Raw genomic sequence first — 21,895 nt, 5'->3', positions numbered from 1 at the left:
ACCTGTAGTAACCATGCTCCAAAAATTGATTGTAATATTACATGATACAATTATTACAGGTATACCTACCGGATATGCGCAGTTTTTATGGTGCTTTCTTCATTACCTTGCCCATCTTCACATAAAACTGGCCAGAGTTGTCTTTTGAATTGTCGAGCGTTTGTCCTGAGCTCAACGAACTTGTATTTTCTGTTTTTAAAAGCAAGTTTAATGAGATCGCGTTGGAGTTGAAGCCTTTTAACGGCTGGGTTGCCCAGTGGCAGGCCGCATGTCAGCTATGGTCACCGAGCAACATGCTGCAATGGAGAAGGCACTTTGTGTGACGGATCGCAGCTATAGCACTCGTTCGGCCTAAGAGATTATTATTCTCCTACGCTTGGAAAATTGTTCTCCATAAACACAAAAAGCCCCGAACAAGCGGGGCTTTCATGCGTTTATCGATATCTCTAGTGCCGCTTACTTCAAGCGCTGAAGCACGGAGACGTAGTTGGCGACGGCTGCGCCGCCCATGTTGAAGATGCCGCCGAGTTCTGCGCCTTCAACCTGAATGCCGCCAGCGGTGCCTGTGAGCTGCATGGCTGTGAGGGCATGCATGGAAACACCGGTTGCGCCGATTGGGTGACCTTTTGCTTTCAGGCCGCCGGACGGGTTGACTGGCAGTTTGCCGTCTTTTTGTGTCCAGCCTTCCAAAATTGCTTTTGCGCCCTGCCCTTCTGGCACCAGACCCATCGCTTCATATTCAATCAGCTCTGCAATGGTGAAGCAGTCGTGAGTCTCTACAAAGGACAGATCGTTGATGGTGATGTTGGCCTGAGACAGTGCGCGTTTCCATGCTTGCGTACAGCCTTCAAACTTGAGGATGTCGCGCTTGGACATTGGCAGGAAATCTTGCGCATGGCCCATGCCGCGGAAGGCAACAGCCTTGTCGGCTGACAGCGCAGTTGTTGTATCTGTCAGAACGATTGCGGCGGCACCGTCAGACACAAGCGAACAGTCCGTGCGTTTTAGCGGGCCAGCGACAAACGGGTTCTTCTCGCTCTCATTGAGGCAGAACTCGACGCCAAGGTCTTTGCGCATCTGCGCGTATGGGTTTTCGACACCGTTTTTGTGGTTCTTTGCGGCGATGTGCGCCAGCGCCTCACTTTGATCGCCGTACTTTTGGAAGTACATGCCTGCGATTTTGCCGAAGACGCCTGCAAAACCTGCTGGTGTGTCACCATCCTCTGGAAGGTAAGAGGCTTTGAGCAGGTTTGCGCCAATTTCGGGGCCAGGTGTTGTGGTCATCTGCTCAACACCAACAACCAGAACAAACTTGGCATCGCCTGCTTTGATGGACTTCACGCCCTGATGCACCGCAGCAGACCCTGTTGCACAGGCGTTTTCTACGCGTGTGGTTGGCTTGAAACGGAGCTTGTCATCTGCCTGAAGCACAAGACTTGCTGTGAAATCTTGCTTGGAGAAACCCGCATTGAAGTGGCCAAGTACGATTTCGTCAATATCTTGCGCACTCAGGCCAGCGTCTTCAATCGCCTGTCTGGCGACTTTCGTGACAAGAGTCTCTACGGTTTCATCAGCCAACTTGCCAAATGGAGTGTGTGCCCAACCAATAATTGCGGCCATTTTCTTCTCCCAAAGAGTGTCGTGTCGGTGCCGAAAGCCTCGCCTCAAACCCGGCTGTAAATTGCGAGCAGATCGTTTCACCCCTTCACGCCAGATGCAATCATACGGAAGTTGTAAAGAGCAAAACTATCAAAGGTACTTTATGGTAGGTTTTGTGGCGTGGCGTCTCATTGCGGGCGCGCAAGGCGAAAGCTCTCAGTTTTTCCAGCTGTTTGGCTGACGGCTTTGCCGGAGCGCCTTTTGCCTTCTCTTAGTTGTTATTGACGGATTCCTACTGGGTAAAAACCGTCCTTTATATTGGGCGAATTTCGAAATGTGAGTGGGGGCGTACACTCAAGACCTAAGCACAGTTCTTACGCTTGAGGCCCGATATCTCAACCCAAAGCAAAATCATCGATATTGCAGAAAAGCGTGCCCGCCATGGCGCGCGCACCACAGATGAATGCTCTGACCACAAGCGCATTCCACTTTCAGTCTTCATAATTGCGAAGAACGAGGAAGACCGAATAGGGCGCACGATCTCAAACTGTATTGACTGGGCTGATGAAGTCATCGTGATCGACAGTGGCTCAACGGACCAGACCGTCAACGTTGCCCAGCGCCTTGGTGCCCGTGTGTTGCACAATGACTGGCCAGGGTATGGCTTGCAAAAACGCTTTGGCGAAGACCAGTGCCGTCATGACTGGATCTTGAACCTTGATGCAGACGAGGTTGCGACGGACGAATTAAAAGACGAGATACTCGACCTGTTCCAGACTTCGGTTATCGCTTCTCATGATTTCTGGACTGTCAATATTTATGATGTGTGGGCTCATGAGGAGACCGCTGTAAAGCATGCGTATGCGTATAAACAAATCCGCCTTTATCGCAAAAGCATTGGCCGCTTTTCTGCCAGCGCCGTGCACGACACAGTGCGCCCCCCCCAAAATGCTAGGTTGGGTGTGCTCAAAGGGCGTGTGGAACACCGCAGCATACGCAGCCTCGCATTCCAATATGACAAAATGAATCGTTACTCCTCAATGCAGGTCAAAGAGATGCACGGGCGTGGACGACACTTGCCAAAATCACGGTTGCTCTATGAGTTTCCTATGGCATTTCTCAAGGGGTATTTGATCCGCAGATATTACCAGTATGGCTGGTGGGGATTGATCGCCTCCACCAATTACGCAACGGGCCGTTATATGCGGCTGGCAAAATCCATTGAGGCGGATTTGCTGGAGAACACTGAGAAATCAAGGCACGATTCAACTGTCGCCCAGCGCGAGAATGCCTGACGTGGCCTGCTGACTAACGTCACCGCGATAACATGTAAGACATTGCTTTGTATCGCTGTTTTGGATTTCAGATGAGTTTAACAAGTGGAGTGTTGAATGCCAGATGCGCAACCACAAGAAAACACTCCACTTGTGAGTGTTTTAATCCCGGCGCGCAATGCCGCCGCCACGCTTGGCGAAACGCTCGACAGCCTATTGGCGCAAAGCTATCGCGATTTTGGTATTGTTCTTGTGAATGATGCCTCCACTGATGACACCCAGCAAGTTTGTGCTTCTTATATCCGCCGATTTCCCAAAGGCCGCTTGCAGGTCTTATCCGGGCTGGGAAACGGAATATCTGCTGCGCTCAACACTGGGCTTGCAAGCATCAAGAGCCCACTGGTGGCGCGGCTTGATGCTGATGATCTTGCTGAGCCGCTGCGGCTGGAGCGCCAGATTCGGATGATGGACCGGAACCCTGACTGGCTACTGTGCGGTACTGAAGTCTCCGTCATTGATGTGGACGGGCAGGTCATTGACCATATGGAATGCCCCAGGACTTCCGTCGAGACACGTAAACGGCTCTATGAGAAATGCTGCCTATACCACCCGACTATTATGTTCCGGCGAGATCAGGTGGAAAGGGTTGGTGGATATCGTTCTCATTTCGATGGCGCTGAAGATTATGACCTTTACCTGCGTTTGCTGGAACACGGAAAGATTGGCGCCTTGAATGAGCGGCTGGTTCGTTACCGCTTACACCCAGGGCAGGTGACGGCAAACAAGGACCGCCCTTACCGAATGGTTGCTGATATGGCATTGCTTTGTGCTTTGGCGCGGATGCATGGAATAGCAGAGCCATGCTTTGATAGCATTTCCCTCTCCGATGATATAGCGCTGGCACTGCGTGCTGAGGTGCAAGAGCACGGGTTTTCGCAGCTCTCCCCCAAAGTCGCCCGGCACATGGCAAAGCGGATTAAAAAGGCAAATGCCAGCCTTGAGAAAATCAAAGGCCTGCTGTTTCACACAAACGCAACTGCCGGGAACATCAAGGAAGCTGCAAAAGTATTGCTTGTATGAGGCCATATGCGGTGAGAATGGAGGTTAAGCGGCTTTTTGCGCCACTTCTTAACAAGCTTGTTCTTCTGAAATTACGAGGAGTCTGTCCACTGGGCCAGCTCCACGGTGATATCTTCGGGCCCTCTTACAAAGACAAGCTTGCGATCGTGAAACTCCAGAACCTGCGAACGCAGCTCAACACCAGCAGCTTTCAGGTGCGTTATTCTCTCGTCCAGATTGGTTACAGCAAAGCACAGATGGTTATAACCGGTCTTGCACAGGTCATAAGCGTGCGGGTCAACGTGAGGTGCTGGGTTTTTGTAGTGTAAAAGCTGAATTTCGAACCTTGGGCTGTGCCCTTTCAATACCAACGTAATGTGATCGGCTTCTAAGTCTGGAACATCCATATACTGCGAAAAGACAGGCCCGCGAATTTCTACTGACTTTACGACTTCAAAATCCAGTAGCTTGAAGAATGCGCTTGCCTCTTCCAGCTCTCGAACGACGATCGTAACGTGGTCTGGATGCATCTGACTAAGCCCTTTTGTTGGGGAAGACTGGCTATTTACTGCATGCAACTACGGTTTGATTAGGGCGTTGCGAAACATTGGGGAGCACGTGCTATTCTGAAACCAGCATATGATCAATGAGCCGCTGCGTTGTGTGCGGGCCACTGACGAACTCATCCCACAGGCTCATCAGCATATCATCATAGAGCTCTGCAATCTGATGGATATCAAAGAGCCTGAGCACTCTTTCACGTCCGGATTTTGCCATGGCATTTCGCAGAGGTTTGTTATCTGCAAGATCGAACAATGCTGTTGCTATTTCTTTAGGGGCGCTTGGATTGATTACCTTGCCCGTCTCCCCGACGGCCTCCCACAAACCGCCTGAATGGGTGGTGATAACGGCTGCGCCGCAGCTCATTGCTTCAATCGCTGTGCGCCCAAACCCCTCAGCCACGATTGATGGAACCACCGCAATGGAGGCTTTGGCTAGTCTGCGCTGCACATCTGCCGCGATGAGGTTGGTCTCAATTGAGACGCTTGTCTGATGGTTTGAGAGCATTTGCCGGAGTGCGTTTGCTGTTGCATCTTCACCATCATCGGTGACAGCAAGTACAAATTCCAGGGTCCACCCCAAGGCTTTCATCCGGTCGGCACAAGCAAGCCATGCCGCAGCCAGATCAAAGATACCTTTGTCCTTGCGCGCTCTGCCAACATAAATCACGGTGTTCGCCTTGGGAGCTGGGGACCAGAGCTCACAGTCTATTCCGTTTGGCACGACAACGCTGCGGGTTTTAACCCCGGTGAAGTTTTCGCAGAAGTTATTGCGTGCATCCTCACCAACCCAGATGATACCGCCTAGCCGGTTCATTTTACGGGTATATTTCCAACGCTTAAAGCCGCTGTTGCGTTCAAACCGTCCATGTCTATGGAGGATCACTGGGGTCCCTGGAAAGTCATTGATAATCTGGAATGCTGTCTCCAGATGTTGATGCACCACGATGAGTTGAGGGCCAAACTCTGAAAGCGGGTCATAAAACTTGGCGGGAGTCGGTTTTTTGCCAGGTGGTGTCACTGCGCAAACATCCACATCATCAAACAGGCCCGCCTCACCTCCGGCAAATACGCGCAAATTGCTTTTGTTCTGGCTATGGAGCGCCAGATCATGAGCACACAGGTCGATTGATGTGGCACGAGACTTACAAAAATGCATGTTACGCGGCATCACGATTGCAGTTCTCAACGCAGCCCCCACTTACTGTTTGTATGCAGCAAAGCGGGAAGTGCAGAGACTGTACATTCCTTAGAAGTCTTCCTTCTAAATTCAGGGGTGCTTCTTAAAGGGGCCTAATTACCGGTAGGCTCCGCCCCCACATCTGTGGGAGGAGTTAAGCACTGCGCTTGTAATTGGCAGAAAACGAGGGCATTAGAGCTTCGATTGTCATTGGCTACGCCCACAAACTGGGCAATTCTGACACACAGCAGATTGGATGGATCTTTGAAAAAGCGTGTTGCGATCATCGGAGCAGGGCCCGCTGGGCTGTTTGCGGCTCAAACCCTTGCTGAAGCTGGATTGTGTGTCAGCGTTTTTGACCAACGTCCCTCCCCGGCTCGCAAGCTTCTGATGGCTGGGTTAGGTGGCCTTAACCTGACCCACAGCGAAGATTTGGAGACATTTCTTGGTCGCTACCGTCCAGCCCATGCGCAGCTGCTGCAATCTGTTCAAGATTTTCCACCTGCAGCTCTTCAAGAATGGAGTGCGAGTTTAGGAGAACCGACCTTTGCCGGCTCTAGTGGCAAGGTGTTTCCAAAGAGTTTCAAGACTTCACCTTTGCTACGCACCTGGTTGAAACTTTTGGGCAGTTTGCGCGTCACGTTACATTTCGGCACTCGATGGCAGGGCTTCAACAAAACCGGTTCTTTACTGCTTCAGCACGGCACCGATGCAGTCAAAGCCCACCAATTTGATGCAGTATTGCTTGCTCTTGGTGGAGGGTCCTGGGCAAAACTCGGGTCTGATGGGACCTGGGTGCCTGTCCTCCAGGATCTACGGGTTGATGTGAAAGAGTTGCGCCCTGCCAATTGCGGGTTCGAGGTGTCGTTCTCTGAACATTTCAAAGAGCGTTACAAAGGAACTCCACTCAAAAAGATTGGCGTATCTCATGAAGGGCAGCGTGTCATCGGGGATGCGATGCTGGATGCATCCGGTATTGAAGGCGGGGTTATATATGCAATCTGTGCTGATGTGCGGGACGCAATCACGGAAAAGGGTGGGACACAAATCGAACTGGACCTGAAGCCAGACGTCAGTGTTGAGAAGTTGACGTCCAAGCTGGAACGGCCACGTGGCAAGCAATCCATGAGCAATTTCCTGCGCAAGGCGACCGGTCTTCCAGCTGCTGCAATCGCTCTTTTGCGCGAGGCTGGCCCACTGCCGAAAGAGGCTGGTGAACTTGCTGCTTACATTAAGGCGTTACCTTTAAAGCTGACAGCTCCACGATCGATCGACAGGGCGATCTCGAGCGCAGGTGGGGTTTCATTTGACGCGATCGACCAACACTACATGCTGACCAGCGTGCCGGGTGTGTTCGTAGCCGGTGAAATGCTGGATTGGGAAGCCCCTACTGGGGGCTACCTGTTGCAGGGGGTCTTTGCCACCGGACGCTCCGCCGCTTTGGGAATTGCAGCATACCTTCAGGATTGACGGGCCTTAAACTGGCGCCTGTAGGCTGTCGGTGTTGTCCCATATTTGGTTCTGAAGTGATGGCGTAAGGATGCAGCTGTTCCGAACCCACAGGTGTGAGAGAGCCGCTCCATATCCACCGTGTCTTCTGCTTCCAGCAGGTGTTTGGCGGTTGCCAGTTGCTTGGCCCGCCTCCACTGTGCGGGCGCCTGCCCTGTCACCTTTGTGAACTTGCGAATAAAGGTGCGCTGGCTCATCCCCATCAGCTCTGCCATCTCGCAAACAGACATTGTGTAGGCTCTTTTCTTTTCCAACTCTTCAAAAAGAGCTGCAAAGCGCCTGCTTTCTCTTTGCTCTGGTACTGGCTCTTCTACGAACTGCCTTTGCGTGCCTTCCCTGAAAGGCGGCGCAACCAGCCTTTTGGCCACGCTATTTGCAACCTGCACTCCGTAGTCCTGCCGTATGATGTGAAGCGCCAGATCGATACCAGCTGCACTGCCTGCAGAGGTCAACACCCTTTCCGTTTCAGAATAGAGCCTGTCGTCTTCCACGTTGATGGATGGAAAACCGGTTTTCAATGCTTTTGCATAGCGCCAGTGGGTCGTTGCTGTACGCCCATTTAAAAGGCCAGCTTGGGCCAACACAAAAGCACCTGAGCAGATAGAAGCAACGCGTGCACCACGCTGGTGGGCGTTACACAACGCTTGTATGAGATCTTCGGGCACAGGGGTGTCGATCCCCCTCCACCCTGGAATGAGGATGATGTCTGCTTCCTCCAGCACGTCTAACTGTTTTTCAGCCTTGATCTCCAACCCGCCTGCTGCGCGGATTGGGCCATCCTCAATGGCGACACTTTGGTACCTGTACCAGTTTGCCCCTAACTCTGGCCTTGGCAGGCCAAACAGCTCGTAGGCCTGACCAAACTCAAAGGTGCACAAACCATCATAGATGAGCGTGACGACAAGTGGACCTTCTGGGGCCAGATGCTGGGCTTGTATCATTACAGAATCCGCTGACTGAGATATTGGCAGGTTTTTTACGAATTTAGTCATTTGAGCCAGTTGTTGGCAACGGTAAAGTTCATCAAATTACAGACACAGGAAACATTCCGGCCATCGCCAGGGACCACTTATTGGTACGGATCAAGACCCGTAACTGGCTGTCACTAAACAGTTTTGGCCTTTCCCCCTTATCTGAAAGCGCCTTCATAGAATTTGGAGAGTTTCATGTCTTCTCGCGTTGCAGAATACCCATGTGCTGATCACCAGCTGACCAAAGAATATTTTGGCAGAAAATTGCGATTTGAAACAGATTGCACAGATGTGGAAGCCGATTTGAAAGCTGGTTCACCTGACTTTGTACTGCTGGATGTGCGCGGACCAATCAGGTTTGCCAAGGGGCATGTGCGGGGCGCTATTTGCCTTGCTCACAGAGACCTTTGCGAAGAGACCCTTGCCAAGTGGGCCAAGGATACCTTGTTTGTTGTTTATTGCGCAGGCCCGCACTGTAACGGCGCAGATAAGGCCGCTTACAAGCTCTCTATGCTTGGCCGGAATGTGAAACAAATGCTGGGTGGCGTTACCGGCTGGTTGGAAGAAGGCTTTGAGCTTGTCTCATCTGCCGATGTGGAACCAGCTGCATAAGCTGCGCATAAAAAAGGCACCGAGGTGGGAGGTTACCTCGGTGCCCATCAAAGCAGACATAAAAGGCCGAAAGGGAGGGGGAGGTACGGCCTTTAAATTCGTCGGGCAAGACTACCTGCTCTGAAACAAAAGACGGGCTGCTAAATAATATAAACAGATCATCTTCGAGTTGTCCGCATGAATACATGCAGACATCCTATTAAAGGACTTATTATTATTGTTTTAATACTGACCACAAAGTGGCCAGTACATATTACGCCCTGTTAAACCTACATATTCTTAGGATTGAAGGTATCAGGATCTTGTTATCATCAGGTTGTCAGAGATGGTGAATAAACACTTAGCTGACTGGCCTGCGGAGAGCTGCGACCTAACGGCTAATTAAGGTGTAAACAGGGCGAAATGCGGCAATTTTGCGACAAATATCTGCCAGCTTGTCGCAGCGGAACCGCTCATATTTGCAGGTACTTACAATATATTTTAAAACATGCATCAAGAGTATTATCACGCCTTAAGCAACAGCAAATAATCGATTTAAATACCGGCTACAGAGGTAGCTTTCTTCCTAAAAAAATTGGAGAAGAAAACCAATTCTTGGAGTGATGGCAAATACAAGTCCGGAAGACGCTATGGGATTATTTGCAGCACGACAAAATCATTGACTCCTTCCAGAATACATGCGTCAACTATCTTCACGTTGCTAAAGGTTGGGCTTCTGAGTTCTTTTAAGCGAAGGAAGCCCCCAAATAGCAAGGGAGGGGTTTCATTATGAATAAAATTCTTAGGACCGCGGCGGTTTGCCTTGCGGTCTGTTCAGTCGCGTTTTCTGTTTCGTCAAATAATTCCTTTGCAGCCGAACCCATAAAAATTGCCCATGTTTACGGCAAGACGGGTCCGTTTGAGGCGTATGCCAAGCAATCTCATGTGGGCCTGATGATGGGGCTGGAGTACGCCACCGACGGTACGATGGAAATTGATGGCCGTACGATCGAGGTTATTGAGAAAGACACGCAGCTCAAACCGGATATCGGGCGCGCTATGCTGGCGGAAGCCTATGGGGACGATGAGGTCGAGCTGGCTGTTGGGCCGGTGTCCTCCGGCGTTGCACTTGCCATGCTGCAAGTTGCCGAGGAATACGAGAAGTTGCTCATTGTGGAACCGGCTGTTGCAGACAGTATCACCGGAGCCAACTTCAACCGCTACATATTCCGCACATCGCGCAACTCATCGCAGGACGCTATCGCCAATGCTGTTGCACTGGCGCAGGATGGTGCCTCTATCGCAACATTGGCACAAGACTATGCGTTTGGGCGGGATGGGGTGGCCGCCTTTAAAGCAGCAGTGGCCAAAACCAATGCCAAGCTGGTGTTTGAGGAGTACGCTCCTACTGATACCAAAGACTTCACCGCCAGCGCGCAACGCATCTTTAACGCCCTTAAGGATGAGCCAGGACGAAAGTTCCTGTTTGTCGTGTGGGCAGGCGGCGGAAATCCACTTGCTAAGATCAACGCCATGAACCCTGAACGTTACGGGATCGAGATCGCTACTGGTGGTAATATTCTGGCAGCCCTTACTGCCTACAAGGCGATGCCTGGCATGGAAGGTGCAACCTATTACTACTACGAGATCCCTCAGAATCCCGTAAATGACTGGTTGGTGAAGGAACATCAGGCCCGTTACAACTCTCCGCCAGATTTCTTTACCGCAGGTGGTATGGCCGCTGGCATTGCAGCTGTCGAAGCAATCCGAAAAGCCGGTTCAACTGATACTGAAGCGTTGATCACCGCCATGGAAGGGATGCAGTTTGAAGGCCCCAAGGGACTCATGAAGTTTCGGGCTGAAGATCATCAAGCGCTGCAATCCATGTATCACTTTAAGATCCGCGTGGACCCTGAGGTTGAATGGGGCATTCCAGAGTTGGTGCGCGAGCTCACAATAGAGGACATGGATATCCCGATTCAGAACTGATCGGGCCCCTTCCCTCCTGACGTCAACACGGTAAGCGGGCCAGTTCCGCTTCCTCCCCATAATCTCAAGAAAGAATGCTCTAAAGCTGCGAAGCTTTCCTGCATAAAACATGTTCGACCTTTAATTGCAGGTTATTTCGCAGAGCATTGGAGCAACGAAGAGCTAAGCATACGCCCATGGACATTCTCATTAAGCTTTTTTTGCCGCTTTCACTTGCGTTTATCATGTTCTCCCTCGGGATTACGTTGACCTTGCAGGATTTTAAGCGCGTTGTACAAATGCCACGCGCCTTTAGCATTGGCATGCTTGGACAATTACTTTTGTTGCCTGTGATTGCTTTCACTATTTTGCAGATGTTTGACCTGGAGCCAGCCATGGCATTTGGTGTCATGCTGCTTGCTTTTGCGCCAGGTGGCGTAAGCTCCAATATGCTGACACGCTTCAGCGGAGGCTCAGTTGCGCTGGCGGTTTCACTGACCGCTGTCACAAGCTTACTGTGCGTGTTGACCGTTCCATTGTTTGCAACAGCTGCGGCTGCCTATTTCCTTGGGGCAGCAATGCCAGAGATTGACGTCACCTCCATTGGTATCGCCATGGCACTTATCACTGCTGTGCCCGTCGCTATCGGGGTATTCCTCAATCATTTGGCGCCTACCTTCATCCAAAAGACTTCCAAGGCAGTTTCAACACTGGCGACAGTATTGTTTGTGGTGATCGTCGTTGGCGCAGTTGCGACCAACTGGTCCTTGCTGACCGACAATATATTGGAGCTGGGGCCCGTCCTCATTCTGCTGAATATGATCATGCTGCTCATTGGCTATGCCGGGGCAAAGTCAATGAAGCTTTCACATGCCGACAGTGTCGCAATTGCGATGGAGGTCGGCATTCAAAACGCAACACTGGGGATCACCGTGGGAGCGCTCATTGCCATGAACGGCGAAGCGCTGCCGCCGTATAGTCTTGCCTCGGGGATCTACGGGATCACAATGTATGGCTGTGCCTTCCTGTTCATCCTTTGGGCCCGTCGCAAGGCGCGCAAGGACCCTGCTTTGCAAGTGCAAAATGAACTCTCATAGATAACAGGCGGCTGGCGATGCGCAGAGACGAAAAACCGGTTCTGAGTACCCACGATCTGACAGTACGTTTCGGTGGCCATATCGCTGTTGATGCAGTGTCCTGCGATTTTCATCGTGGGACACTGACTGCGATTGTAGGGCCGAACGGGGCGGGTAAAACCACCTTTTTCAACCTGATTTCCGGGCAGTTATCAGCCAGTGCTGGCACTGTCTGGTTTAACGGAGAAGATATCACCCGCCTGTCCGTTGCACAACGAACCATGCGGGGGATTGGGCGCGCCTTCCAGCTGACGAACCTGTTTCCCGGACTGAGTGTCAGGGAAAATGCACGGTTGGCTGTGCAGGCACATCAGCGCATGGGCATGGATCTGTTTTCGATGGCAGACAATCATGTCGAATTGATCGAGCGGGCTGAGCATATTTTGTCAGAAGTGCACCTTCTTGAAAAAGCCGGACAGATCGTTTCAGAGCTTTCTCATGGAGACCAACGTAAGCTTGAGGTGGCGTTAATGATTGCCATTGGCCCGCAGGTGCTGATGTTTGACGAGCCGACAGCGGGTATGAGCGTTGACGAAGTGCCTATCATTTTGGACCTTATTTCTGGCCTGAAACAGGATCAAGACCGCACGATCCTTCTGGTGGAACACAAGATGGATGTGATCCGCTCACTGGCTGACCGGATCATCGTTTTACACAATGGTGAACTTGTTGCAGATGGCGCGCCAGCTGAGGTCATCGCCTCACCCATGGTGCAGCAAGCTTATCTTGGTATCGCGCCGGAAGACACTCAGGAGAGCGCCCATGTCTGATCCTCTTCTCACGCTGAGGGGCGTTCATACTCATATTGGCCCCTATCACATCTTGCAGGGGGTCGATCTGGAGGTGCCACGGGGCGGCGTCACCGTTTTGCTCGGGCGCAATGGTGCAGGCAAGACGACCACACTGCGAACCATCATGGGCCTGTGGCAGGTACGTGAGGGCCTTATCCAGTTTGATGGAGCACAGATCCACCAGGAAACAACGCCTGTGATAGCCCAGCGCGAGATCGCCTTTGTGCCTGAAGATATGGGCATCTTCACGGATTTGACCGTACACGAAAACATGTTGCTGGCTGCACGAAGTGGCGTACTGGAGGAGGAACGCCTATCTTGGATTTTCGGGCTCTTCCCTCCCCTTAAAACATTCTGGCACAGCGCTGCAGGCGTGCTTTCTGGTGGGCAGAAACAAATGCTTGCTGTGGCGCGTGCCATTGTGGAACCACGCAAGCTGATCTTGATTGACGAGCCGACCAAGGGTCTGGCCCCTGCCATCATCAATGCAATGGTTGTTGCTCTTAAAGAGTTGAAGGAGATGCAAACCACTATTTTGTTGGTTGAGCAGAACTTCTCCATGGCGAGCGCTGTTGGCGACACGGTTGCTGTGATGGACGATGGCCGCATCGTTTACAAAGGTGACATGTGTGAGCTCGCTGCTGATGCTGCTTTGCAAGAACGCTTGATGGGACTTTCACTGGAGGCACATCAATGAGCAATAGTTTAATTAAACCACGCATAGAACGCCCGCCCCTCTCTCAAATTCTTATCGGAAAAACACCGCTGTTTCTTGTTCCTCTCTTGATGCTGATCGGCCTATTAGCAATTGGGTCTGGATCAACATGGCTGACACTGACAGCGGCTGGGCTTGCGATGGGGATGATGATTTTCATCATGGCTTCGGGGCTCACTGTGATCTTTGGCCTGATGGATGTGATCAACTTCGGGCATGGCGCCTTTATCTCATTGGGTGCCTTTGCTGGCTTCACCATTTTGGGTTTGCTGGGCGGATGGATCGAAAGCCCAAGTATCGCGCTGAATTTGGGGGCCATATTGTTGGCTGTAGCCTTTGCAATGCTGGTTACAGGCCTTGCGGGGTATGGTTTTGAACGATTGATCGTCAAGCCGGTTTATGGCGAGCACCTTAAGCAAATCCTCGTTACGATGGGTGGGTTGGTTGTCACTCAACAGTTGATCTATGTGATCTGGGGGCCTGATGAGATTGTACTGGCCCGCCCAACAGCACTCCAGGGTTCCTTCGTTATTTTTGAAGCTGCCATTGAGAAGTATCGTGTGCTTGCCATTGCGATTGGGCTGGCTTTGTTTGCCGCGATGCGGCTGGTGCTTAGTAAAACGCGTATCGGGCTTTTGGTGCGCGCTGGCGTTCAAAACGGCGAGATGGTGGAGGCGCTGGGTTACCCCATTCAAAAGCTGTTTCTGGTTGTCTTCATGGCAGGGTGCGCCCTTGCGGGCCTTGGCGGTGTGATGTGGGGCATCTATCAAGAAACAATTACGGCCCATATGGGAGCGGAGGTGATGATCTCAGTGTTTATCGTTGTGATTATTGGCGGTCTTGGTTCGATAGAAGGGTGCTTTATCGGCGCTATGCTGGTGGGGCTCCTGACCAACTACACTGGTTTTCTGGTTCCCAAACTGTCGTTGATTTCGACAATCTTGTTAATGGGTATCGTGCTGATGTGGCGGCCACAGGGGCTTTACCCGGTCGTTAAAACGCACTGAGGAGATTTGAAATGATTATGAAGCTCCTTTCCGGCGACCACCCGCGCAGCAAGACGCTCAGTATTGTGCTTCTGCTCATCGTTTTTGGCTTATTATTCGCGCCCTTCCTGTTTCCTGGCACCCGCTCTTTGGATACCGCTGCGCGCATCTGCATCTTTATCGTGCTTGTTGCCAGTTATGATCTTTTGCTGGGCTATACCGGCGTGGTTTCTTTCGCGCATACCATGTTCTTTGGAATTGGCGCCTACGGAACAGCGTTGGCCCTTACAAACATGGGCGCGAGCTATGCTGCGATTGCTTTGGGCACCGTATGTGGCGCGCTTGCAGCAGGGCTATTTGCGTTTATGATTGCCCTGTTTTCTCTGCGTGTGAAGGCTATCTTTTTTGCTATGATGACACTGGCGGTCGCCAGCGCATTTCTCGTATTGGTCTCGCAACTATCCTGGATTACAGGTGGCGAAGACGGCTTGAGCTACCGAATTCCAAGGGAGATGACCACCGCCTATAAACTGGTTCAAGATAAATTTCTCAATGTTCGGATCAATGGCAAACTGATCACTTATTATGTGATTTTTTTCAGCAGTCTGAGCTTGTTTCTTATCTTGTTGCGCATCGTAAACTCTCCTTTTGGCCGCGTGCTACAGGCCATCCGTGAGAATGCTTTTCGGGCAGAGGCAATCGGCTATAAAGTCGTGCACTACAGCAGCGTCGCCACCGTTCTTTCAGCGGTTATCGCCGCACTTTCCGGGTCCTTAATCGCCATCTGGCTGCGCTACACAGGCCCTGCAACTACGCTGTCTATGGATATAATGGTGGACATTTTGTTGATGATTGTGATCGGCGGAATGGGCAGCATGTATGGCGCTGTTATCGGGGTTGTATTGTTCCTTATCACGCAATCCTATTTGCAGAACCTTTTGGGTATCCTTCAGGAATCATTGGGTAGTTTACCCATAGTGTCTGAAGTGGTCTCTCCCGAACGCTGGTTGCTCTGGCTTGGGATTTTATTTATCTGCAGCATTTATTGGTTCCCCAAGGGTGTAGTGGGCAGAATAAGGGGCGGATAATTCTCCAACATTTCTATTTTTTAGGGTTTATGTCTTGTGGATTTCATCCAGAGAACCTAGGTTAGCACGGACGAGCGAGCTTAGAGATTTGCTTATCCCGTAGAATTGTAGGGGCGACATATAACCCGTCCCCCTATATTAAAATTGAGACTGTTGCTTTTGAATGAGATCAGAGCTCAGACTTGATGATTACGGGCTGTTTTTGGAGACACAGTTGGCAGCGTTACGATTGATCGATCGCGACAATGTCCTTTTACTGCCTTTAATTACATTGCTCGTCACACATAGCCCGCCGTACTACGGCGAGTTGGATTTTATGGCACAAAGGACGTTTCGATGCGACAAGACGGCACACTCAAATTCTTCAACCACGACAAAGGTTACGGCTTCATCACTCCAGGTGACGGATCTAAAGACCTCTTCGTACACATCACTGCTTTTGAGCGCTCCGGTGTAGCTGTTCCAGCTGAAGGTGCTGCGCTTACTTTCATTGCTGAAGATGATCGTCGTGGCCGCGGCCTCCAGGCTTCTCAGATTGAACTCGTTTAATCTGAGAAGCCTGAGGGATTATAGAGTTTAATTTGGCATCTGCTAATTAGACTTTGTAATGCCGGACAATTTGGCCTGATGCGCGTCGGCTTTTCGCCAGATGCCGTCAGGCCTTTTGCTTTCCATATGCCATAATGACACTCAAAGTGTTCTCCAGATATTTCGCAGACTCCCCCTCACAGCAGCATATACTTTAGCAAAGGGTTCAACTCGCTTGAGAACTATTAAAACTAAGCTGCATACACTCTTGTCATCGAACTTGCCTAAAGCTCTGCTCACCAAATTCAAGCAAGATTAGCGCCCTTCTTTCAGGTTGTTTTGTCCAAGCTCCCTGACTTCGTTGTTTTTACATCGTAAATTTCCTAGTTCTAATGAGCACATGGCCTCGCAATATTGCTTTTGATGGCTTATAGTGACTAAAGTCTCAGATCAGCTTTGGTTTAGACTAGTACATTCTCTGCGTGAGCTCGCAGAATTGGGCAAAGGACGAAATGTGAAGGGCACTACGAAAGCCAGCAGAACACAGCAACGCATTCTTGACGCGGCCATTGATATCGTTCAGGCGCAAGGTGGCGGCCAGTTTTCACTGGACACAGTTGCCAAGCATGCAGGCGTTTCCAAAGGCGGACTGCTCTACAACTTTCCAAGTAAACACGCGCTCATTCGTGCCATGGTGCAGCATCATGTTGATGATGCGCGTGCCAACATTGCCGAGGCTGAGCAGGCCATTGCCGGCGACCCTTATCGGCATAAGCTCATGCGATCCTTCCTGAAGGGACTGTGCAGCAAGTTTAAGAACGACAATAACGCTGCTTCTGGCATGCTTGCTGCTATCGCTGATGATCCAAGTATGCTCGACCCTGTGCGCACATTCCATAAGGAAATGTTTGAGCGCATTCAGGCAGAATCCGAAGACCCTGGACTGGCAAAACTGGTCTATTTGGCTGTTGAAGGCATAAACCACAACGGCATCTTCCAAATTCTGGATGAGAAGCAACTGGATATTGAAGAGCAGCTTGAGCGTATGATCGAAATCCTCAAATAAGCACATTTTGATTGGGTAAGTTCAGTCTTTGGGCACCCTAAAACCATCGCCAGCACGCTTGCCCTCTGCTAGCATTGCACCAGCATTTATGCGTAGGTATTTTTAACGTTGATGGAGAGTACAGATGAAACGGCGTGACTTTCTCAAAACAGCCGTTGCCACCGGTGCAACGGGAGGTGCATCTGTTCTGGCTGCACCAGCACTTGCAAACGCAACACTGAACCTGAAGCTGGTGGGCTCGTTTCCAAAGGGCTTTCCGGGCGTAGGCACATCAGCTGAGCAGCTTGGCCGACGCATTGAAGCGCTATCTGATGGGAAAATCTCCATCAAGTACTATGGCGGCGGCGAGCTGGTTCCTCCTTTCGAGACCTTTTCTGCCGTCTCTTCCGGTACTGCTGATATCGGCCATAACGCGCCGTACTATCAAGTGGGCAAGGTTCGCTCGACGATGTATTTCACCTCACTGCCATTTGGTCTGGATGCGACCGAGCTATCTGGCTGGCTGCGTCATGGTGGTGGGCAACAGCTGTGGGACGAAGCTTATGCGCCACACAATGTAAAACCGTTTTATGCGGGTAGCTCCGGTGCACAGGCGGGTGGCTGGTTCAAAAAGCCAATCCAATCCCTCGATGACCTTGTTGGCCTTAAGATGCGCATAGCTGGCCTTGGTGGTGATATCTTGCGCAAGGTGGGCGCAACAACTGTCGTCACACCTCCGCCAGAGATCTACCCTGCCCTGCAATCCGGTGTGGTTGATGCCGCCGAATTTGTTGGTCCCTGGAATGACCTTGCGCTCGGCCTTTATAAGATTGCGCCATACTATCATTTGCCTGCCTTCCATGAGCCAGGCCCAGGGCTGGAAATGATTGTAAACCAGAACATCTATGAGAATCTCAGCCCCTGGTTGAAAGAGGTCCTGGCCCAGGCTGCAACGGCTCAGTCAGAAGAGACCACAGCAGAGTTTCGCTATAACAACACAGTCGCCCTGTCTACATTGGTGGAGCGTGGAGCAATCCTATCCTCTTTCCCACCTGATGTGATTGAGGCCATTGGTGCAGCGGCGCGAGAAGTGGTCGCTGCGTACCCATCGGGTGATGCAATGAGCGAAAAGATCCATGGTTCCTATATGGCCTATGTAAAAGCATGCTCTTTATACGGTGCACGTATGGAAGGGCAGCTTTATCAGGACCGCGCACAAGTCTGGTCAACATAACATAGACAGTAAACGCCTATTAAAAGGGAGCTTCGGCTCCCTTTTTTTGTCGATCACCGGTACCGACTCAATCAACCTCTGCTTTGTTCTTAGCCATCCAAAATTTACTTTAAACTTCAACTATACTAAATAAACATCATACCAATGATTGACACAAATCTACTTAGATAAAAATAATTAGGCTAAAACGGAAATCTACGCGCTCTGATAAAGACTCTATAAAGACTTCGCGGTTCAATTAGAAATTGTAATCACAGGTTTGTGAAATCGGTTTGCAGTTTACCCTCCCAAAACTGAAATGCTGGTTTCGCTGACAGGAGCTCTCATGCGTCGTATTCTCTTAAAGTATCGCATTATCGCGATCTTCTTGCTTGCGTTTGTGCCCATGCTTTATTTTGCTGGGTCACACATTAATACTGCCTACAATGACAAGGTAGAAGCCTCCTCCACGGGACAGATTGCAGAATTTGTGCCTGTATTAAGTGCCGTTGTTCACGAACTGCAAAAAGAACGTGGGCGTTCTGCCGGGTATCTTGGTGCTAAAGGTAAGAGCTTTGGGCAGAGCCTTAAAGAACAGCACAAACTGACTGACAGTAAAATCCGTATTTACGAAGCTGCACTGTCCAATATCAACCTGAGTTCCATTGATCAAAACCTTGCCGCGCAAGTTGAGCTTGTGAATGCGCAACTTGCTGATATCGACCAGGTCCGTAGCAAGGTCATTATGCTGGATACCACTGTTGGCAAGACCGTGAGCTACTACAGCGGCACCATCAACGATGCCTTCAAGTTTCTGCCAAGCACCATTGCAGTTAGCCGCGACGCCAGTCTGGCTCTTAAGCTAAGTGTTTATGAAGAAATTTTGCTTGGTAAAGAGAACGCAGGGATCGAACGTGCCATTGGCGCTAATGGCTTTAGTGCTCAAGAGTTTGCCCCTGATCTTTATCGCCTCTTTATCCGTCTTCGCGCAAATCAGGACACATACTTCAAGGCCGCCCGTTCGCTCATGAGCAGGTATCAGATCAGCGTTCTTGAGGAAATTTCCAAGCGCCCGATTATGCGTCAGGTCGATGCGGCAAGAAATTTGGGCTATTCCGCTGCATTTGGTGGAGACATTTCCTCCATGACGGGCCCAGAATGGTTTGATCTGGCCACCCAGCGCATTGATGCCTTGAAGGAGTTCGAAGACCACCTGTCCAATGACTTGGTGGCCCATTCGCAAAAGCTGGTTGCCAAGGCCCAGTGGGAGTTTACCCATGCATTGGTCATAGCCGGCATTGTGGCGCTGCTGGGTATTGCAATGGCCTTCGCGATCATCCGCAGTGTGTCTGTTCCGGTTGCTGCACTCTTGAAAGACTCTCGTCGACTGGCAGACGGCGACATCACGGTGAGCTTCTCCAAAGCGATTGGTAACGACGAGATTGGACTTGTCGCAACCGCGGTTATGTCCTTCCGCGACACCGTTGCTGAGCAAAAGCGCCTGCAGAACGTTTCTGAGAAGGAAACGGAACACGAGCGTGATCGCCAAATGCACGTGGATCAACTAATCAGCGTGTTTAATGACCAGGTGTCGGAAGTTCTCGACAAGGTCGATAATAACACCGACAGGATGCAGCAGACCGCTGATACACTGACCCACGTTGCAACAACTACCTCTGAGCGTGCGAGCGGTGCTGCCGGATCATCTGAAAGGGCCTCTCAAAACGTACAGACTGTGGCTTCTGCTGCTGAAGAACTTTCTGCCTCCATTGAAGAGATCGGCCGTCAGGTCTCCCAGACCAAGCAAACTGTTGATGATGCAACTGCCGTCGCAACAGCCACCAACGATCATGTTGCAGACCTTGATGCCGCTGCCCAGAAGATTGGGGAGGTGGTCAACCTTATTCGTGACATTGCTGAGCAGACCAACCTTTTGGCACTGAACGCGACCATCGAGGCAGCACGTGCTGGTGAAATGGGTAAGGGCTTTGCGGTGGTTGCCTCCGAAGTTAAGGAGCTGGCGACCCAGACCTCAAAGGCAACTGAGGAGATTTCCTCCCAAATTTCAGGAATTCAGGGCTCCACGAAGGAGGCTGTAACTGCAATTGAGCAGATTGCTGGCACCATGCATCAGGTGAATGAGTATACCAGCTCCATCGCAACTGCGATCGCGCAACAAAATGCTGCAACCTCTTCCATCAGCCAAAACATCCAACAGGCTGCACAAGGAACACAGGATGTCGCGGACAGCATGGGAGCTGTGACAAGCTCTGTTCAGGAGACCAACAGTTCAGCAAATGAAGTGTTAGAGGCATCGTCCTCTGTTTCCAAACAGGCAAGTGAACTGCGTAAGACAATCTCCACGTTCCTGTCTGATGTGGTTGACGCTTAAACACTGACTTAGATTGGGTTGTATTGAGGAGGGCTTTGATCCTCCTCTTTTATTGGTTCACGAGTTGACCTTGGCTCCAAAGCCCATATAAGGGCGCAATGCAAAATGTTGATGTTTTAATTATTGGTGCAGGCGCTGCTGGCCTGATGTGTGCCATCGAAGCTGGCAAACGCGGACGAACTGTGCTGGTGATTGACCATGCCAAAAAGGCGGCCGAGAAGATCCGCATTTCCGGTGGTGGGCGTTGTAATTTCACGAACCTGCACGCGTCTCCTGCCAACTACCTTTCTCAAAACCCACGGTTTGCAGTTTCGGCCTTAAAGCGCTATACGCAGCACGACTTTATCAAGCTGGTCGATCACTATGGCATCGGCTGGCATGAGAAGACACTGGGCCAGCTGTTTTGCGATGACAGCGCACAACAGATCATCGACATGTTGCTAGACCAATGTAATCGCAATGGGGTGCAGTTGCGCCTTGAGACAAGCATCACGTCTGTAAGCAAACCCGATGACCGTTTTACCATCGGCACCTCGCAAGGCACTGTGCGCGCACACTCTGTTGTTGTTGCCTGCGGCGGCCCATCCATACCGAAAATGGGCGCCACCGGCTTTGGTTACGAGGTCGCCAAACGGTTTGGCCTGCAAGTCATCGAACCACATGCAGCCCTTGTTCCCTTCGTTTTTGACGATGTCATGCGTGAGCGCTCAAAGCATATGGCAGGTGTCAGTGTTGATGCGGTTGTCTCCTATAAAAAGACCAGCTTCCGCGAAGGCCTACTCTTTACACACCGCGGCCTTTCCGGCCCATCTATCTTACAGATTTCCTCTTATTGGGAAGAAGGCAAAGACATCCGCGTTAACTTGCTGCCGGGCACCGATGTGTTTGAAGCTTTGAAGTCTGCAAAACAAGCCCAGCCAAAACAAGAGCTGAAAACGGCCCTCGCCGGCTTACTTCCAAAGAAACTTGCAGCCCATATCACCGCAGAGCAAAAGCTCAGCGGAAGACTGGCTGACACCTCAGACAAAGTGCTGCGCAAAGCTGCACTAGCAGTTAACGAGTGGACCATCAAACCAGTTGGGACAGAAGGCTACCGCACTGCTGAAGTCACCCTTGGCGGTGTAAACACAAAGGCTCTTTCCTCCAAAACAATGGAGGCAACCAGTGTGGCTGGCCTCTACTTTATTGGAGAAGTCGTTGATGTCACCGGCCACCTGGGCGGTTACAACTTCCAATGGGCCTGGTCCTCCGGCCACGCAGCCGGGCAGTTTGTGTGAGTGTGTATAATAA

19 protein-coding genes are annotated in these 21,895 nt (G+C 51.1%); 15 read left to right on the top strand and 4 right to left on the bottom strand.

Annotation, left to right across the window (positions count from 1 at the left end; genetic code table 11):
• Positions 1 to 456 precede the first annotated feature (456 nt).
• The gene (locus BMZ51_RS09860) at positions 457 to 1,620 is read right to left on the bottom strand and encodes an acetyl-CoA acetyltransferase (RefSeq protein WP_068008846.1); all 1,164 of its coding nucleotides are present in this window, start codon (positions 1,618 to 1,620) and stop codon (positions 457 to 459) included.
• 359 nt (positions 1,621 to 1,979) lie between these two features.
• Here BMZ51_RS09860 and BMZ51_RS09855 point away from each other — a divergent pair, with 359 nt between their 5' ends.
• Positions 1,980 to 2,894 carry a glycosyltransferase family 2 protein gene (locus BMZ51_RS09855; RefSeq protein WP_068008849.1) on the top strand — a complete coding sequence of 305 codons (915 nt, stop codon included), beginning with the start codon at positions 1,980 to 1,982 and terminating at the stop codon, positions 2,892 to 2,894.
• A gap of 96 nt (positions 2,895 to 2,990) precedes the next feature.
• Positions 2,991 to 3,953, top strand: coding sequence for a glycosyltransferase family 2 protein (locus tag BMZ51_RS09850; RefSeq protein ID WP_068008853.1), 963 nt, complete (start codon positions 2,991 to 2,993; stop codon positions 3,951 to 3,953).
• 71 nt (positions 3,954 to 4,024) lie between these two features.
• On the opposite strand, the gene BMZ51_RS09845 is transcribed toward BMZ51_RS09850, so the two are convergent.
• A complete protein-coding gene (locus BMZ51_RS09845) occupies positions 4,025 to 4,462 on the bottom strand; it encodes a VOC family protein (RefSeq protein ID WP_068008856.1) in 438 nt (145 codons plus the stop codon).
• 91 nt (positions 4,463 to 4,553) lie between these two features.
• Entirely contained in the window at positions 4,554 to 5,681 is a 1,128-nt protein-coding gene (locus BMZ51_RS09840) for a glycosyltransferase family 4 protein (protein WP_208979405.1), read from the bottom strand.
• 255 nt (positions 5,682 to 5,936) lie between these two features.
• Between BMZ51_RS09840 and BMZ51_RS09835 the strand changes: the two genes are divergently transcribed.
• Positions 5,937 to 7,142, top strand: a complete 1,206-nt coding sequence (locus BMZ51_RS09835) for a TIGR03862 family flavoprotein (RefSeq protein ID WP_244271409.1) — start codon at positions 5,937 to 5,939, stop codon at positions 7,140 to 7,142.
• Here the strand turns inward: BMZ51_RS09835 and ftrA are convergent.
• On the bottom strand, positions 7,133 to 8,122 hold the full coding sequence (gene ftrA, locus BMZ51_RS09830) for a transcriptional regulator FtrA (RefSeq protein ID WP_068008859.1): 990 nt from the start codon (positions 8,120 to 8,122) through the stop codon (positions 7,133 to 7,135). The genes BMZ51_RS09835 and ftrA overlap by 10 nt on opposite strands.
• Positions 8,123 to 8,347: 225 nt before the next feature.
• On the opposite strand from ftrA, the gene BMZ51_RS09825 reads away from it, so the two are divergent.
• From BMZ51_RS09825 to BMZ51_RS09770, 12 genes are all read left to right on the top strand, one after another.
• Complete coding sequence (locus BMZ51_RS09825) at positions 8,348 to 8,764, top strand: rhodanese-like domain-containing protein (RefSeq protein ID WP_068008863.1); 417 nt, start codon at positions 8,348 to 8,350, stop codon at positions 8,762 to 8,764.
• A 768-nt stretch (positions 8,765 to 9,532) separates the two neighbouring features.
• Positions 9,533 to 10,732 carry a substrate-binding domain-containing protein gene (locus BMZ51_RS09820; RefSeq protein WP_068008865.1) on the top strand — a complete coding sequence of 400 codons (1,200 nt, stop codon included), beginning with the start codon at positions 9,533 to 9,535 and terminating at the stop codon, positions 10,730 to 10,732.
• A 176-nt stretch (positions 10,733 to 10,908) separates the two neighbouring features.
• Positions 10,909 to 11,808, top strand: a complete 900-nt coding sequence (locus tag BMZ51_RS09815; protein WP_068008870.1) for a bile acid:sodium symporter family protein — start codon at positions 10,909 to 10,911, stop codon at positions 11,806 to 11,808.
• A 17-nt stretch (positions 11,809 to 11,825) separates the two neighbouring features.
• Complete coding sequence (locus BMZ51_RS09810) at positions 11,826 to 12,617, top strand: ABC transporter ATP-binding protein (protein ID WP_068008873.1); 792 nt, start codon at positions 11,826 to 11,828, stop codon at positions 12,615 to 12,617.
• Positions 12,610 to 13,335, top strand: coding sequence for an ABC transporter ATP-binding protein (locus tag BMZ51_RS09805; RefSeq protein ID WP_068008877.1), 726 nt, complete (start codon positions 12,610 to 12,612; stop codon positions 13,333 to 13,335). The genes BMZ51_RS09810 and BMZ51_RS09805 overlap by 8 nt, the downstream gene beginning before the upstream one ends.
• Positions 13,332 to 14,360, top strand: a complete 1,029-nt coding sequence (locus BMZ51_RS09800) for a branched-chain amino acid ABC transporter permease (protein ID WP_068008879.1) — start codon at positions 13,332 to 13,334, stop codon at positions 14,358 to 14,360. The genes BMZ51_RS09805 and BMZ51_RS09800 overlap by 4 nt, the downstream gene beginning before the upstream one ends.
• 11 nt (positions 14,361 to 14,371) lie before the next feature.
• Positions 14,372 to 15,427 carry a branched-chain amino acid ABC transporter permease gene (locus tag BMZ51_RS09795; protein WP_068008882.1) on the top strand — a complete coding sequence of 352 codons (1,056 nt, stop codon included), beginning with the start codon at positions 14,372 to 14,374 and terminating at the stop codon, positions 15,425 to 15,427.
• Between the two features lie 336 nt (positions 15,428 to 15,763).
• Positions 15,764 to 15,976 (top strand): cold-shock protein, encoded by a 213-nt coding sequence (locus tag BMZ51_RS09790; protein ID WP_068008886.1) that lies wholly within the window; start codon positions 15,764 to 15,766, stop codon positions 15,974 to 15,976.
• A 412-nt stretch (positions 15,977 to 16,388) separates the two neighbouring features.
• Positions 16,389 to 17,021: a TetR/AcrR family transcriptional regulator gene (locus tag BMZ51_RS09785; RefSeq protein WP_208979404.1), complete on the top strand. Its 633-nt coding sequence runs from the start codon at positions 16,389 to 16,391 to the stop codon at positions 17,019 to 17,021.
• Between the two features lie 124 nt (positions 17,022 to 17,145).
• Positions 17,146 to 18,234, top strand: a complete 1,089-nt coding sequence (locus BMZ51_RS09780; protein WP_068008893.1) for a TRAP transporter substrate-binding protein — start codon at positions 17,146 to 17,148, stop codon at positions 18,232 to 18,234.
• Between the two features lie 325 nt (positions 18,235 to 18,559).
• On the top strand, positions 18,560 to 20,605 hold the full coding sequence (locus tag BMZ51_RS09775) for a methyl-accepting chemotaxis protein (RefSeq protein ID WP_068008911.1): 2,046 nt from the start codon (positions 18,560 to 18,562) through the stop codon (positions 20,603 to 20,605).
• A gap of 98 nt (positions 20,606 to 20,703) precedes the next feature.
• On the top strand, positions 20,704 to 21,882 hold the full coding sequence (locus BMZ51_RS09770) for a BaiN/RdsA family NAD(P)/FAD-dependent oxidoreductase (RefSeq protein ID WP_068008896.1): 1,179 nt from the start codon (positions 20,704 to 20,706) through the stop codon (positions 21,880 to 21,882).
• Positions 21,883 to 21,895 lie beyond the last annotated feature (13 nt).

It is taken from the genome of Pseudovibrio axinellae (genome assembly GCF_900110875.1).
GTDB lineage: Bacteria > Pseudomonadota > Alphaproteobacteria > Rhizobiales > Stappiaceae > Pseudovibrio > Pseudovibrio axinellae.
The sequence above is the reverse complement of the archived record's forward strand: the minus strand, read 5'-3'. Positions and strand labels throughout refer to the sequence as shown.